This is a genomic window from Gluconacetobacter tumulicola, assembly GCF_014174215.1.
Classification (GTDB): domain Bacteria; phylum Pseudomonadota; class Alphaproteobacteria; order Acetobacterales; family Acetobacteraceae; genus Gluconacetobacter; species Gluconacetobacter tumulicola.
The window spans coordinates 270,439-284,597 of the sequence record NZ_JABEQL010000001.1; the positions used below are offsets into that span (position 1 = coordinate 270,439).

Sequence of the window (14,159 nt, forward strand, 5' to 3'; positions counted from 1 at the left end):
TCTCGCTTTTATAATTGAGACGCCGCCTGCGCGTCATAGCTGGTCAGGATCGTCCGGTACTGGGCACGCAGGAACTGCGCCGCCTCGTCAGGCTGCCCTCCGGCCGCAAGCTGCCCCTTGAAGGACGCGACCGACTCATGGCCCCGGCGCTCCATCCAGCCCCGCAGCGCCCCCAGCAGCGTGGCCAGGTGCCCCGGCCCATGGCGCAGCAGCGCGGAAGTGGTCATGACCGCATCCGCGCCCGCCAGCAGGTATTTCACCACGTCCCCACCGCTCCAGACCCCGGTCGAAGCCGCGATCGATGTCGGGATGCGCCGCGCCAGCAGCCCGACCCACATCAGCGGCAAGCGGATGTCGTACGGATTGCTCAGATGCAGATCATCACGCGCCGTCAGCGCCGCCAGATCGACGTCGGGACCATAGAACCGGTTGAACAGCACCAGCCCGTCCGCACCTTCTTCGGCAAACCGCGCCGCCATATGACCGGGCGCGCTGAAGAAGGGCGCCATCTTCACGCTCACCGGCACACCCACCGCCGCCTTCACCCGGCGCAGGATCTCCAGCGCCGCCGCCTCGACCGAGGGGCCGCTTTCCATCGGGTCGGCCGGCACGCGATAGATATTCAGTTCGATCGCCGACGCCCCCGCCTGCTCCAGCTTGCGGGCGAAATCGACCCACCCGCTGGCCGAACAGCCATTCAGGCTGGCGATGATCGGCACCCCCGCCCGCTCGGCGGCCCGCCGCAGCGTCTCCAACCGCCCGTCCAGCACATTGCCGCCGGGGGCCGGCGGCAGATAGCCCGCCGCTTCCGGCTGGCAATCGGTGCCCAGATCCATCATGGCCGCCTCGGCCAGTTCCTCGGCGATGATCTGTTCCTCGAAGATCGACGACAGGACAATCGCCGCCGCCCCCGCATCCGCCAGCCGCAAAATGCCATCCAGCTCGGCACTGAGCGGCGACGCCGAAGCGACAATCGGATGCTTCAGCTCAAGACCGAGATAAGTCGTGCTCAAATCCATATCTTTAACTCTCTCCGCTAGCGGATTCCTGGAACCCCGCGAAACGCACGCGCAGTTTTGGGCCGGAAACGTGGGCTGGTGAGCGAGAGCGGCCCAAAGGGCCGCGCCCGTCGTGTGTCCGCGAGCACCGGAGCGGAGCGGCCTTGATGGCCGTGAGCACCGGAGCACAGCGGACGCGCGCCGGATCGCCACCAGCGCGCGTTTACGGCCCAAAACTCAGGGGATGTCTTCCCAGTGGGGCAGAAACCGGCTGCCGTCACGGGCGGCCATATCCTCATAGATGCGATAACGCTCCTGCGCCGCCGCCTCGGCCTGCTGCAGAAGATGCCCGGCCGATTCCGGATGCGTGCGCAGCAGGGTCTTGTACCGCAGCTCGCGATAGGCATATTCCTTCAGCGGAATACGCGGACGCGGCGAATCCAGCCGGAACGGATTCAACCCGCTCTTGCGCATCGTGGGGTCGAAGCGGAACAGCGGCCAGTATCCCGATGCCACCGCCCGCGCCTGCTGCTTCATGCCGGTGCGCATGTCGATGCCGTGCGCGATGCACTGCGAATAAGCCAGGATCAGCGACGGCCCGTCATAGGCCTCGGCCTCGCGCATCGCGATCAGCGCCTGTTCCGAATTCGCCCCCAGCGCGATCTGCGCCACATAGACCGTGCCGTAGGAAATGGCCTGCAAGGCCAGATCCTTGCGCGGCACCCGCTTGCCGGCCGCCGCGAACTTGGCACTCGCCCCCAGCGGCGTCGCCTTGGAGGATTGGCCACCGGTGTTCGAATAGACCTCGGTATCCAGCACCAGCACATTCACATTGCGGCCCTGCGCCAGCACATGGTCCAGCCCGCCATAGTCGATATCGTAGGCCCAGCCATCGCCACCAACGATCCAGATCGAACGCCGGACCAGGAAATCAGCCAGGATCAGCAGGTTTTTCGCATCCGGCCCGTCCAGCGGCGCCAGGCGCTGCTTCAGGGCTGCCACACGCTCACGCTGCTCGGCATAATCGCGTTCGGTGTGCTGGGTCTTCGCCAGAATCTCATTCGCCAGATCCTGCCCCACCTTCGGCGCCAGCCGGGTCAGCAGGTCGCGCGCCAGCCCGGTCTGCTTGTCCACCGCCAGGCGGAAACCCAGTCCGAATTCGGCATTATCCTCGAACAGCGAATTCGCCCACGCCACCCCGCGCCCTTCGGCGTTCGCCTTCCACGCATGGGCCGGCATATTGGCGGCATAGATCGCCGAACAGCCCGTGGCGTTGGCGATCTGCATCCGGTCGCCGAAAAGCTGCGAGATCAGCTTCAGATACGGCGTCTCGCCACAGCCCGCGCAGGCCCCGCTGAACTCGAACAGCGGTTCCAGCAACTGCACGCCCCGCACATTGGCCTGGTTCACAAAGGTCCGGTCCGGCGTCGGCAGAGTTTCGAAGAAGCTGATATTCTTCCGCTCCTGCTCCAGGATCGGCAGCTTCTCGCCCATATTGATCGCCCGATGCACGCCATCCTCGGCGATGGCGGGGCAGTTTTCCACGCACACGCCGCAACCGGTGCAATCCTCGACATAGAATTGCAGCGAGAAACGGGAATCCGGATAGCCACGCGCATTGACCGGCGCCGAGCGGAAATGCTCCGGCGCCCCCTCCAGCGCATCCTCGTCATAGATCTTGGCGCGGATCACGCTATGCGGACAGACGATGCTGCACTGGCCGCACTGGATGCACGCATCCTGGTCCCAGATCGGCACCTCGACCGCGATATTGCGCTTTTCATATTGCGTGGTCCCACCGGGAAACGTCCCATCGGCCGGGATCTTGCTGACCGGAATCGCCTCGCCCCGGCTGGCCATGATCTCACCCGTGACCTCGCGCACGAACAGCGGTGCCGAGGCAGGCACGATCGGCGGCATGGCCACGGTGCCGGCAGCCACCTGCGGCACCGTCACTTCATGCAGTGCCGCCACCGCCGCGTCCACGGCGGCAAAATTCAGCTTCACCACCGCGTCGCCCTTGGCGCCATAGCTCTTGGTGATGAAATGCTTGATCTGCGCCACCGCCTCCTCGGGCGGCAGCACCTTGGACAGATGGAAGAAGCAGGTCTGCAACACCGTGTTCACACGCGGCCCCAGCCCGATCTTCAAGGCCACGTCGGAGGCATCGATCACGAAGAAACGCAGCTTCTTGGCCACGATCTGGTCCTGCACCCGGCGCGGCAGCTTGTCCCACACCGCGTCCGGCCCATAGGGGCTGTTCAGCAGGAACGTCGCGCCATCGATGGCCGGCCCGAGGATATCGCGCTTGAACAGGAATTCGAACTTGTGACAGGCCACGAAATCCGCATGCCGGATCAGATAGGGTGCTGCGATCTGCGCCGTGCCGAACCGCAGGTGCGAAATCGTCTCGCCGCCCGATTTGTGCGAATCATAGTCGAAATAGGCCTGCGCGAACCGTCCCGGCTGTTCGCTGAGGATCTTCACGCTGTTCTTGTTCGCGCCCACCGTGCCGTCGGCACCCAGCCCGTAGAACAGGCAGCGCACGGTGTCCTTCGGCTCGATATCCAGGTTCTGGTCATACTCCAGATTGGTATGCGTCACGTCGTCATCGATGCCGAGCGTGAAATTGTTCTTCGGCGTCGCCTTCGCCAGCTCGTCGAAGACCGCCTTGACCATGCCCGGATTGAAATCGCGCGACGACAAGCCGTAGCGTCCCCCGATCACGCGCGGCATCGCGGCAATCCGCCCGGTGCCGAACGCCTGCGCCAACACCCCCAGCACGTCGGCATAAAGCGGCTCCATCGGCGCGCCCGGCTCCTTGGTGCGGTCCAGTACCGCGATCGACTTCACGCCCGGCGGCAGGGCTGCCAGGAAATGCTCGGCCGAGAACGGGCGATAGAGCAGCACCTGCAACGCCCCCACCTTCTCGCCGGGCCGGTTCGCTCCTTGGCGGTTCATCCACAGCGCGGTTTCCCGCACCACTTCCGCGCCCGATCCCATGCTGATGATCACACGCTCGGCATCCGCCGGCCCGTCATAGCGGAACAGGCGATAGTCACGGCCGGTCTGGGCAGCGAACCTGTCCATCACCTCCTGCACGATACCCGGCACCTTCGCATAGTACGGGTTCACCGCCTCGCGCGTCTGGAAATAGGTATCGGGATTCTGCCAGGTACCGCGAATGAACGGATTGTTCGGCGTCAGCGCGCGGCCGCGATGGGCATGCACCAGATCGTCGTCGATCATGGCCCGGATCACACTGTCGGGCATGATCTTCAGCATGTTGTATTCGTGCGACGTACGGAACCCGTCGGTAAAATGGATAAAGGGCACCCGCGCCGCCAGCGTCGCCGCCTGCGCGATCAGCGCCAGATCATGCCCTTCCTGCACCGAGGCCGCGCCCAGGATCGCGAAACCCGTCGGCCGCGCCGCCATGATATCCTGATGGTCGCCGAAGATCGACGACCCGCCCGCCGCCAGCGCCCGCGCCGCGACATGGAAGACCGTCGCCGTCAGCTCGCCCGCGATCTTGTACATGTTGGGCAGCATCAGCATCAGCCCCTGCGACGCCGTAAAGGTCGTCGTCAGCGCGCCGCTCTGCAACGACCCATGCACGCAGCCCGCGGCACCGCCCTCGGCCTGCATTTCCTGCACTTCGGGGATATCGCCCCAGATATTGCGCAGCCCCTGGTCCGACCAGGCATCGGCCAGTTCCGCCATCGGCGAGGACGGCGTGATGGGATAGATGGCGCAGATCTCGTTGACCCGATAGGCCACATGCGCAACGGCCGTATTGCCGTCCATCGTGGCGGTCTGTTCGGTCATGCCGACCTTCTCCGTTCCTGTCATGTCGCTCATGCCCGCACCTTGAATCCCGACGGCGCCGGGGCGGCATCCTGGCCGGCCGGCTCCGGCTCCATTTCGATCGCATGGCAGGGACATTGCTCGAAACAGGTGGCACAGCCGGTGCATAGATCCATCGACACCGCATAGCCCTGCCCCGGCCCCAACCGGGTAATCGCCTGTTCAGGACAGGCGGCATAGCAATTGTCGCATTCGAAGCAATTGCCACACGAAAGACAGCGCTGCGCCTCATAGCGGGCATGGCGCGCGTCCAGCCCGGCATCGACCTCGTCGAAGCCCATGCGCTCGGCCACCGGTCGCTCGGCCTGCACGCTGCGCGGCGCATCGCGATAATCCGGCAGATGCAGCATGTCGAAACGGACCAGCGGATGCGACGCCGGATGCTCATACGTCCCGCCGCCCAGCCACGCATCGATCGCCCGCGCCGCCAGCTTGCCATGTCCCGTCGCCGTGGTCATGGTCCGCGCACCGCCAATACAGTCGCCACCGGCAAAGATGCCCGCCTGCCCGGTCATCAGCCCGGCATCCACGGCAACGGTGCCGTCCTTCTGCACCTTCACCCCCACGGCATCGGCCAGCAGGCCGAGGTCGCTATGCTGCCCCACCGCCAGCACCACCGCATCGGCCGCCAGCCGCTCCGTCTCGCCGGTCGGCGTCACGCTGCCGTCAGGGTTCATGGTCACCTTCTCGACCACCAGCCCATCGGCGCCGAAATGATCGACCACGCTCAGCCAGCGCACCTTCGCCCCCTCGGCGACGGCCTCGGCCGCCTCGGCCGGCAGGGCCTCCATATGCTGCGGATCATAGCGGAAGATGATGACCGTATCGGTGGCACCCAGCCGCCGCGCGGTGCGCGCGGCATCCATCGCCACATTGCCGCCGCCGACCACGGCCACCACGCGCCCCAGCGCCGGCCGCCCGCCACGACTGACATCGCCCAGCAGGCCGATCGCATCGGTCATCTTCCGGCCATCCATGGCCGGGATGTTCAGTCGGTTGGCCAGTTGCGCGCCAACCCCCACGAACACCGCGTCGAAGCCCCCCTCCTGCTTCGCCCGCACCACGTCATCCACCCGCTGCCCGCAGCGCAGCGTCACACCCGGCAGGCCGGTGATGCGCGCAATGTCCTTGTTCATCGGGTCGCGCGGCAGGCGATAGGCCGGGATGCCATACATCATCATCCCACCCGGCTGCTCGGCCGCGTCCCGGATTTCCACCTGATGCCCCATCCGGGCCAGATGCCACGCACAGGACAGACCGGCCGGCCCCGCGCCCACGACCAGAACCTTCTTGCCGGTGGCGGGCGCCACCGACACCTGCCAGCCCTTCTCGGCCGCCAGATCGCCCAGAAACCGCTCGACCGCATGGATGGCAACCGGCGAATCCAGCTCACCCCGATTGCACCCGCCTTCGCACGGATGATAGCAGGCCCGGCCATGGATGGCGGGCATCGGGTTGTTGGCCACCAGCGCCCGCCAGGCCTTTTCGTACTCGCCCGCCTGGGCCAGGGCCAGCCAGCCCTGAATGTCCTCGCCGGCCGGGCAGGCATGGTTACAGGGCGGCAGGAAATGCCTGTAGACGGGCTTCTGCCAGCGTCGGCTGCCGACCCCGCGCCGCGTCGTCTCCTGCAGCACCTGCGTCATGTCATCGCGTTTCAAAGCCATCCCCACCCCCAGCCCGTCGGGGCCGCCCGCGCATTATGAGCGCGTGACAGGCCTCCTGCCGCACGATCGATATCACGAGATCATCGTTTCGATACCGATCCAGATAAACCCTCGCCCCAGGATCGGACACCCGCTCAAGGATTCGCCGGATTTGTCATAACATCGAACAGGCTGGGAGCCGTTTGACCGAAGTCAAACGTCACAAATTTCTTTTATCTGTCATCAGGATGGCCATGGCGGACGCGTGCCCTCAGCGCCCCGGCACGGCCCGCGGGCCGCCACCAAAAAGTCCAGCGCGCCTCGGCCTCAGTACGGCCTGTAGGGCAGGAACTTGCCGGAAATCGTGACCCGAACCCGATCGCCCGCCGGATCGGCCTCGCGCCCGACCTGCATGCGAAAATCGATCGCGCTCATGATTCCGTCGCCGAATTCCTCATGGATCAGTTCCTTCAGCGCCGGCCCGTAGACGCTGAGCATCTCATACCAGCGATACAGGAGAGGATCGCCGGGCGCCCCACCGTCAAAACTCCCCTTGTACGGCACCGCGCACAGCCAGGGCAGCGCCGTCTGGTCCAGGTCGAACAGGCCGATCACCGTCCGCGCCTCATCCTCCGAAAACACCATCTGGCCCAGACAGGCGCAGGTCGTCCATTCCTTGCTGCGCCCCACCTGCCGGGCGATATCGGCCCAGTTCAGGCCCTTGCGAACCCGGGCGATCACGATCGCCTCGGTGACCTCTTCGCGGCTGGTATACATGCGCGTCTCCCTTCGTCAGACGGTCTCCGAAACCGGTCCCGCGATACGCTTCCGGCGTTCCATCCACCAGATCGCGCCCGCGACCAGCAGATTGGCCACCAGCCCGATCATGCCGGTATTGAGCCCGGCCGGCTGCAAGCCCGCAAGCGCACCGCCCATGGCCACGACATCGCCGACGACCAGCCCGGCGCCCAGCGCCCGGGCCGAGAGCGGCCAGCGCCAGATGATCGCGGCAATGCCGGGAATGAATTGCGACACACCCAGATAATAGAAGCTGGTCAGCGTGACCATCAGGCCGGACAGATGCCCCGCCGCGAGGATCGAGAACAGCAGATAGAACGCGATCACCGCCTGCGCCCCCCGCCGCTGCCCGGCGTCGGAAAGCCCATGCAGCAGGTTGCGCGACACCAGCGGGCCGATGGCCAGACAGGTACCGGCCAGGATCACCAACCCCGACAACGCACAGGCACCGGCGGCCAACCCCACCATCCAGTCCGGCAGCAGCGCCCCGGCCGCCACCATGAACACCGCATTGGGCGACGGCACCGGCAGCGCCGCCGAGCGCGCATACAGCGCCACCAGATAGAGAAACGGAAACATCACCATATAGAGCGGCATGACGATCTGGTTGCGGCGCACCGTCCGCGCCGAGCGCGCGGTGAACACGAAGGCGACCGTCTGCGGCGCCACACAGAACGCCACGGCCTGGAGCGGAATGGTGGAAAGCGCATAGATCTGGTCCCGCAGCGCCACCGGCTGCCCGCTCCAGTCCACGGGCGGCAGGTGCGCCATGCCCCCCGCCCGCAACGCGGCCAGCCCCACCACCGTCACCGCGATCAGCACCAGACTGTCCTTGATCACCGAGACATAGGCCGGCGCACGGATGCCCGAGAGCATGATCCAGGCAAAGGTCAGGGCGGCAGCGGCGCTGGTCGTCCATTGCTGGGGCAACGCCCAATGGAACTGGTCGATGACGCGCAGCAGGCCGACGATCTGCAATTCGCCCATCGGCAGCAGACACAGGATCGCCGTCAGCACCACCAGCCGTTCCAGCCCGATGCTGCCGAAACGGGCACGGAACAGATCGGCCATGGTCAGGGCCTGATAGTCCCGCCCCGCCCGCCAGATCAGCGGATTGATGAAATAACCGACCGGATAGGCCAGCACGATATAGCCCAGGAACCAGATGATGAAGGACGTTCCGGTGCTGTAGGCCGCCGACGGAAACCCCATGATGCTGCCGATACTGTAGGTTTCCCCCACCGCCAGCATGAAGACCAGGATGCCGCCGAACTGCCCCGACGCCACGAAGAAATCGCGGCTGTCCTGGTGGCCATGGCCACGCCGCGAGAACAGCGCCACCAGGATCGACAGCAGAATGACCAGGAAAAAGACGATGCTAGCCATCATCCCCTCCGCGATCGAACGCCAGCCAGACGACGACCATGCACAGCGACGTCAGGAAGAACCAGCCGAACAGCCAGCACACCACCAGCGGCACCCCGAAGACCAGCAGGCGGCTTGAACTCAGGATGGGCAGCAACAGCACGATCGCGCCGAGCGGCACGCCAACCCCCAGGCCGACACGCCACACGTCTCTCATGCGTCCCTCTGTCGATCGCGGCTTCAGTGCGCTGCCCTCCCATGCGGAATTGTGCCGGACGAAGATCCGGCCACCATGCTGGTCCGTGCCGTTCCCGTTCGGATTGCGGCTGTATCATGCGGGTTCATGCCCGATACCGCAGCCCGGCCATATCGGTCCCGCCCCCACCGGTCGGGTCGGAGACGCCCATAGTCTGCCAGCATGCATCCGGGCCGCCCACCCCCTTCTCACGCCGGCGCATATGCTCCAGCAGGGCCGTATTGAGGGCACGCGCGGCATAGGTCAGGGCGCGGTCGGGATGGCGGCATACGTCCAGACTGGTGCCGATGCGGTCCTCGCCCAGCAGGGGCACGCTCCTGAGCGACCCGGCTTCGATCTCGCGGCGAAAACATTCCGGCGGCAGGATCAGCACCGCCCGCCCCCGCAGGGCGAGTTCCTTCTGCACGATCAACGATCCGGTGACGAAAACGGGGTCGATGCTCAGGCCGTTGCTCCGGGCCACCCGCTCCACCTCCTGCCGCACCGAATAGGATGCATCGGGCACCGCCAGCGGATGGCGCACGACATCGCGCAGGGTAACGCCCCGCATCGTCGCCAGCGGATGGTCCGCCCCCACGATCGCGGCATGCTCCAGCGATGTGCTCGCCTGCACATAGGGCCTGGCGCTCGCGGGCGAGAAAATGGCCACGCCCAGATCCGCCTCGCCATGGCGCAGGGCCTCGAACAGCTCCTTGGTACGCCCCTCGCTCACCCGGAAACGCAGGCCGGGATAGCGGTCATGAATCTCGGTCAGGATCGGCACCAGAAGTTCGGAAACCAGCGCACCGCCCGCGTAGATGCACACGCTGCCGCGCCGCAGGCCGCGCAGATCGTCGATCAGCTGGCGCGTGGTATCCATGTCGCCCAGGGTCAGGCGCGCGCGCGCGGCCAGCAATTCGCCCGCTTCGGTCAGGGCCATGCCGCTGGGCGAGCGGTCGAGCAACGGGGTGCGAAAATGATATTCCAGATGATCCAGCTTCCGCGCCACGGCAGCCGGCGACATGCCCAGAAGCTGTGCTGCCTGCCGCAACGAGCCTGTCCGCGAAACCTCGATGAAAACACGCAGGGCTTTCAGATCCATGACAGCCACCCGGAAACAGTCTGACGCGTGGCGCGCCACATATCATTATGATTCAACAACAATGTGAAGCAGACCGCCCGCCGAGGCAACCGTTATTGCACCCCGCCCCGCATCCCGTCATATACGCCACCGTCGGCACGCCAGACCATACACCACCGCACGTCGCCGGGGTGTTACGGAAACCGTTCTACTCTGCTCCGCTTTTCGAACTCACGCATTTTATTTCGACCATGCAACCATGCCCCATCGCCTCACCCATATGCTGACATGGCTCAGCCCGGAGACACCGCGCATGCCTCCCGTGAACCTGATCGCACCCGGCGGCGCCCTGCCCGCCCGCACTGTCCGCCTGCCGTTGCGTGCCGCCCTGTCCACCATCCTCTGCATGGGCGCGCCCGGCGTGGCCGCTGCCGCCACCACCCCCGCGCCCGATGGAACGGCTGCCTCCCGGCCCGCCCATCCCGCCAAGGCGCCCAACACGGCCACCATCCATCCACCGGCGGCGACGCCGCCCCGGCCCGCCGAAAGCACCAGCCGGCTGGAGGCCATCACCGTCACCGCCGACCGCCGCAGCCAGAACGCGCAGAACGTGCCAAGCTCCATCGCCGTCATCACCGGCAGGGACCTCGCGGCCCGCAACGTCAACACCGTGTTCGACCTGCAATATCTCACGCCGTCCCTGCAGGTGACGCCCCAGTTCGGCAGCGGCCAGCCGGCCTTCACCATTCGCGGCGTGGGCTTCAACGATTATGCCAGCAACAACGCGCCCACCGTGGGCATCTATCTCGACGAAGTCGCCAACCCGGTGCCCTTCGCCAGCAACGGCATGATGTTCGACATCAGCCGGGTCGAGGTGCTGCGCGGCCCGCAGGGCACGCTCTACGGCCGCAACACCACCGGCGGCGCCATCAACTATATCCTCAACCACCCGACCGACAGTTTCCACGCCGGGCTGAGCGGCCAGTACGGCCGCTTCGATGCCGGCAAGGTCGAGGGCTATCTCTCCGGCCCGCTGGGGCGATACGTCAAGGTCCGCCTGTCGGGGCAGACCCAGCAGGGCGGCGCCTGGCAGCATGACGACCAGGGCGCGCATCTGGGCAATGTGGATCGCGGCGCCGCCCGCCTGCTCGTCGAGGCCACCCCGACCGACAGCATGAAGGTGACGCTGAACATCCATGGCAGCCGCGACCGCTCGGATGCCAACGGCCTGCATCTCTATTCGCCGCTCCGGTCGCTCAACATCCTGTATGGCAGCGCCTATCCCATCTATCCGGCGGATACCGACCGCGACATCGCGCATTGGGGCACCTCCCCGCAATTCGCGCGCGAGATCGGCATCAGCCCCAGCGCCAAGCCGTTCTCGCATATCGACACCGGCGGCCTGTCCCTGCGCATCGACCAGGATTTCGCCGCCTTCCGCCTGACCGAGCTGGCCAGCTACGATGCCGCCGCCCGCCAGGAATACGATAATTACGATGCCTCGTCGCTCGCCATCGCCGACGTCTATTACCAGTCCCGCGCCAACGTGTTCTCCAACGAGTTGCGCCTCACCTCGCGCGGCCCGTCACGCCTGTCCTGGGTGGGCGGCATCTATTATTCCAACCAGTACCTGTCCGATCAGTACCATTCCGGCTTCATGGATTCCTACCATTTCGACCGCGTGGTGAAATATTCGCAGATGGTCAACACCATCAGCGGCTTCGGCCAGGCCACCTACAGGCTGCTGGACAGACTCTCCATCACCGGCGGCCTGCGGATCGAGCACGAGGCCCGCAGCCTCTATGGTTTCCAGTCCTACATGCTCTCCGGGTCCGACCCCGGCAACGCGCCGTTCGGCCCGCGCCAGCATTACGACTACACCAAGCCCTCGGCGAAATTCGCGATCCAGTATACCCCCGTCCGCAACGACATGCTCTATGCCTCCTACAGCCACGGCATCAAGTCGGGCGGCTTCACCACCTACAACACCGCCGCACCGCAGATCTCCACCAAACCCTTCAAGGCCGAGACCATCGATGCGTGGGAACTGGGCAACAAGCTCGACCTGCCGCGGCTGAACCTGCGGCTGAACCTCTCCTCCTTCTATTACGATTATCACGGCCAGCAGATTCAGTCCGCCGTGGTCAACCCGCAGACCGGCCTGGTGGGCTCCATCGTCAACGCCCCCCACTCCCATCTCTACGGGCTGGAGTTCGAGGCCGAGTGGTCGCCGCTGCCGGGCCTGACCCTCACCCAGTCCGGCGGCTGGGCCATCGGCCAGTTCGACAATTTCTACTCCGTCCTGCGGGCCGACCGCATCAACGGCACCTATGTCGGCGTCTATGCCAGCCGCAAGGGCGACAGCCTGCCGGCCCCCAAGCTCACGCTCAACGGTTCGGCCGCCTATCGCTGGTCCATGGGCGATTATACGCTGACCACGAGCATGAACTATTCGCTGCGCTCCACCTACCGCTCGCTGTTCGGGCCGCTCTACAATGTGGCGGGCTACACGCTCTGGGGGGCCAACCTCTCCTTCGGGCCGAAGAACAACCGCTGGACGGTCGCGGCTTTCGGCAACAATATCTTCAACAAACGCTACGACGTTGAGCGCAATTATTTCGTCAACGGCGATACGGTGGCCCTTGCGGGCATGCCCGCGACCTGGGGCGTCCGTGCCGCCATTTCCTATTGATACAGGCAGGGCGCCAGTCATGACGAAACCCCTCTTCGCGCTCGACGCGACGGAAATGCTCGCCGGCTATGCCACGGGCGCGTTCACGCCCACCGAGGTAATGCGCGCGCTCAACGCCCATATCGCCCGTTGGGAACCGACACTCGGCGCGCTCTATCTCTGGCGGCCCGAACAGGCCGAGGCCCAGGCCGCCGCCGCCACCGCGCGCTGGCAGCAGGGCCAGCCCATGGGCGCGCTGGACGGCGTGCCCGTCACGGTCAAGGAACTGATCGCCACGGCCGGCGACCCCGTACCCCTGGGCACGGCGGCGGTGGACCTGTCCCCCGCCCCGGCCGACGCCCCCTGCGCCGCCCGCCTGCGCGAGGCCGGCGCCATCATCTTCGCCAAGACGACCATCCCCGATTACGGCATGCTCTCCTCCGGCCTCTCCAGCTTCCATACGCTGGCGCGCAACCCGTGGAACCTCGCCACCAATCCGGGCGGCTCGTCCGCCGGCGCCTCGGCGGCGGCGGCTTCCTGCTACGGGCCCATCCATGTCGGCACCGATATCGGCGGCTCGGTACGCCTGCCCGCCGCATGGTGCGGCACGGTGGGCTTCAAGCCCACGCTGGGCCGCATCCCCATCGACCCGTACTATACCGGCCGCTGCGCCGGCCCCATGACACGCGGCATGGAAGACGCCGCCCTGGCCATGGGGCCGCTCACCCTGCCCGACTCGCGCGATGCCACCTCCCTGCCCTACGAGGCCATCGCCTGGTCGTCCGCTCCCCTTTCCCCGGCCGGGCTGCGCGTGGGCGTGATGCTGGATGCCGGCTGCGGCCTCGCGGTCGACGCGGAAATCGCCGCCGCCATCGAAAACGCCGCCAGCCTGTTCGCGCGCGCGGGCGCCACCATAGTCGCCGCGCCGCCCGTCCTCACGCGGGACATCCTCGACGGCATCGACCTGTTCTGGCGCGCCAAATTCTGGGACGAGGTCAGCCGGCTGCCACAAGCGCGGCGCGCGCGCATCCTGCCCTATATCCTGGAATGGGTCAGCGCGGGCGCACATGTCACGGGCGTGGAGGCCGCACGCGGCTTCGGCGGCACCTTCACCCTGCGCCAGGCGTGCGCCACCCTGTTCGACACGGTGGATGTGGTCCTGTCCCCCACCACGCCCAACCTCTCCTTCCCGGCCGACTGGGCCTCGCCCACCAACGATCCGGCCCTCCCGTTCGAACATTGCGCCTTCACCCTGCCGTGGAACATGTCCGAACAGCCGGCCCTCACCCTCAATTGCGGCTTCTCGCACGCCGGCACGCCCATCGGGTTGCAGATCGTCACAAGGCGTTTCGCCGACCTCCAGGCCATCCGCCTGGGCCGGTGGTTCGAACGGGAATATGGACGCGTGCCCCACTGGCCGGGCGAATCCCCCCAGCCCCCGCCCTTCCCCTGAACGCCCTCCTCCCCCAAACGCTCCGTCGCACAAGGTCCGCTTTCCCGA

Annotated in this window: 9 protein-coding genes; 2 read left to right on the forward strand and 7 right to left on the reverse strand. The window is 66.3% G+C overall.

The window, feature by feature from the left end; genetic code table 11:
• Positions 1-8: 8 nt before the first annotated feature.
• The 7 genes from HLH29_RS01205 to HLH29_RS01235 form a co-directional block, all read right to left on the reverse strand.
• Positions 9-1,019: a dihydroorotate dehydrogenase-like protein gene (locus HLH29_RS01205; protein WP_182964169.1), complete on the reverse strand. Its 1,011-nt coding sequence runs from the start codon at positions 1,017-1,019 to the stop codon at positions 9-11.
• A gap of 216 nt (positions 1,020-1,235) precedes the next feature.
• Positions 1,236-4,859, reverse strand: a complete 3,624-nt coding sequence (gene nifJ / locus HLH29_RS01210; protein ID WP_246373552.1) for a pyruvate:ferredoxin (flavodoxin) oxidoreductase — start codon at positions 4,857-4,859, stop codon at positions 1,236-1,238.
• Positions 4,856-6,529: an NAD(P)-binding protein gene (locus HLH29_RS01215; RefSeq protein ID WP_182964170.1), complete on the reverse strand. Its 1,674-nt coding sequence runs from the start codon at positions 6,527-6,529 to the stop codon at positions 4,856-4,858. The genes nifJ and HLH29_RS01215 overlap by 4 nt, the downstream gene beginning before the upstream one ends.
• A gap of 306 nt (positions 6,530-6,835) precedes the next feature.
• Positions 6,836-7,285, reverse strand: a complete 450-nt coding sequence (cynS, locus tag HLH29_RS01220) for a cyanase (protein WP_182964171.1) — start codon at positions 7,283-7,285, stop codon at positions 6,836-6,838.
• Between the two features lie 15 nt (positions 7,286-7,300).
• A complete protein-coding gene (locus HLH29_RS01225) occupies positions 7,301-8,695 on the reverse strand; it encodes a sodium:solute symporter family protein (RefSeq protein ID WP_246373554.1) in 1,395 nt (464 codons plus the stop codon).
• Complete coding sequence (locus HLH29_RS01230) at positions 8,685-8,888, reverse strand: DUF3311 domain-containing protein (RefSeq protein WP_220791310.1); 204 nt, start codon at positions 8,886-8,888, stop codon at positions 8,685-8,687. The genes HLH29_RS01225 and HLH29_RS01230 overlap by 11 nt, the downstream gene beginning before the upstream one ends.
• Before the next feature lie 124 nt (positions 8,889-9,012).
• The gene (locus tag HLH29_RS01235) at positions 9,013-10,008 is read right to left on the reverse strand and encodes a LysR family transcriptional regulator (RefSeq protein ID WP_182964172.1); all 996 of its coding nucleotides are present in this window, start codon (positions 10,006-10,008) and stop codon (positions 9,013-9,015) included.
• A 292-nt stretch (positions 10,009-10,300) separates the two neighbouring features.
• On the opposite strand from HLH29_RS01235, the gene HLH29_RS01240 reads away from it, so the two are divergent.
• Entirely contained in the window at positions 10,301-12,679 is a 2,379-nt protein-coding gene (locus tag HLH29_RS01240; protein WP_246373556.1) for a TonB-dependent receptor, read from the forward strand.
• Between the two features lie 19 nt (positions 12,680-12,698).
• The gene (locus HLH29_RS01245) at positions 12,699-14,111 is read left to right on the forward strand and encodes an amidase (protein ID WP_182964173.1); all 1,413 of its coding nucleotides are present in this window, start codon (positions 12,699-12,701) and stop codon (positions 14,109-14,111) included.
• The last annotated feature ends 48 nt before the right edge of the window (positions 14,112-14,159 follow it).

Bases quoted from the DNA above. Each gene is read 5' to 3' on its own strand.
- HLH29_RS01235 (WP_182964172.1), bottom strand. From the start codon at position 10,008: ATGGATCTGAAAGCCCTGCGTGTTTTCATCGAGGTTTCGCGGACAGGC.
- HLH29_RS01230 (WP_220791310.1), bottom strand. From the start codon at position 8,888: ATGAGAGACGTGTGGCGTGTCGGCCTGGGGGTTGGCGTGCCGCTCGGC.
- HLH29_RS01225 (WP_246373554.1), bottom strand. From the start codon at position 8,695: ATGATGGCTAGCATCGTCTTTTTCCTGGTCATTCTGCTGTCGATCCTG.
- HLH29_RS01245 (WP_182964173.1), top strand. From the start codon at position 12,699: ATGACGAAACCCCTCTTCGCGCTCGACGCGACGGAAATGCTCGCCGGC.
- HLH29_RS01240 (WP_246373556.1), top strand. From the start codon at position 10,301: ATGCCTCCCGTGAACCTGATCGCACCCGGCGGCGCCCTGCCCGCCCGC.
- cynS (WP_182964171.1), bottom strand. From the start codon at position 7,285: ATGTATACCAGCCGCGAAGAGGTCACCGAGGCGATCGTGATCGCCCGG.
- nifJ (WP_246373552.1), bottom strand. From the start codon at position 4,859: ATGAGCGACATGACAGGAACGGAGAAGGTCGGCATGACCGAACAGACC.
- HLH29_RS01205 (WP_182964169.1), bottom strand. From the start codon at position 1,019: ATGGATTTGAGCACGACTTATCTCGGTCTTGAGCTGAAGCATCCGATT.
- HLH29_RS01215 (WP_182964170.1), bottom strand. From the start codon at position 6,529: ATGGCTTTGAAACGCGATGACATGACGCAGGTGCTGCAGGAGACGACG.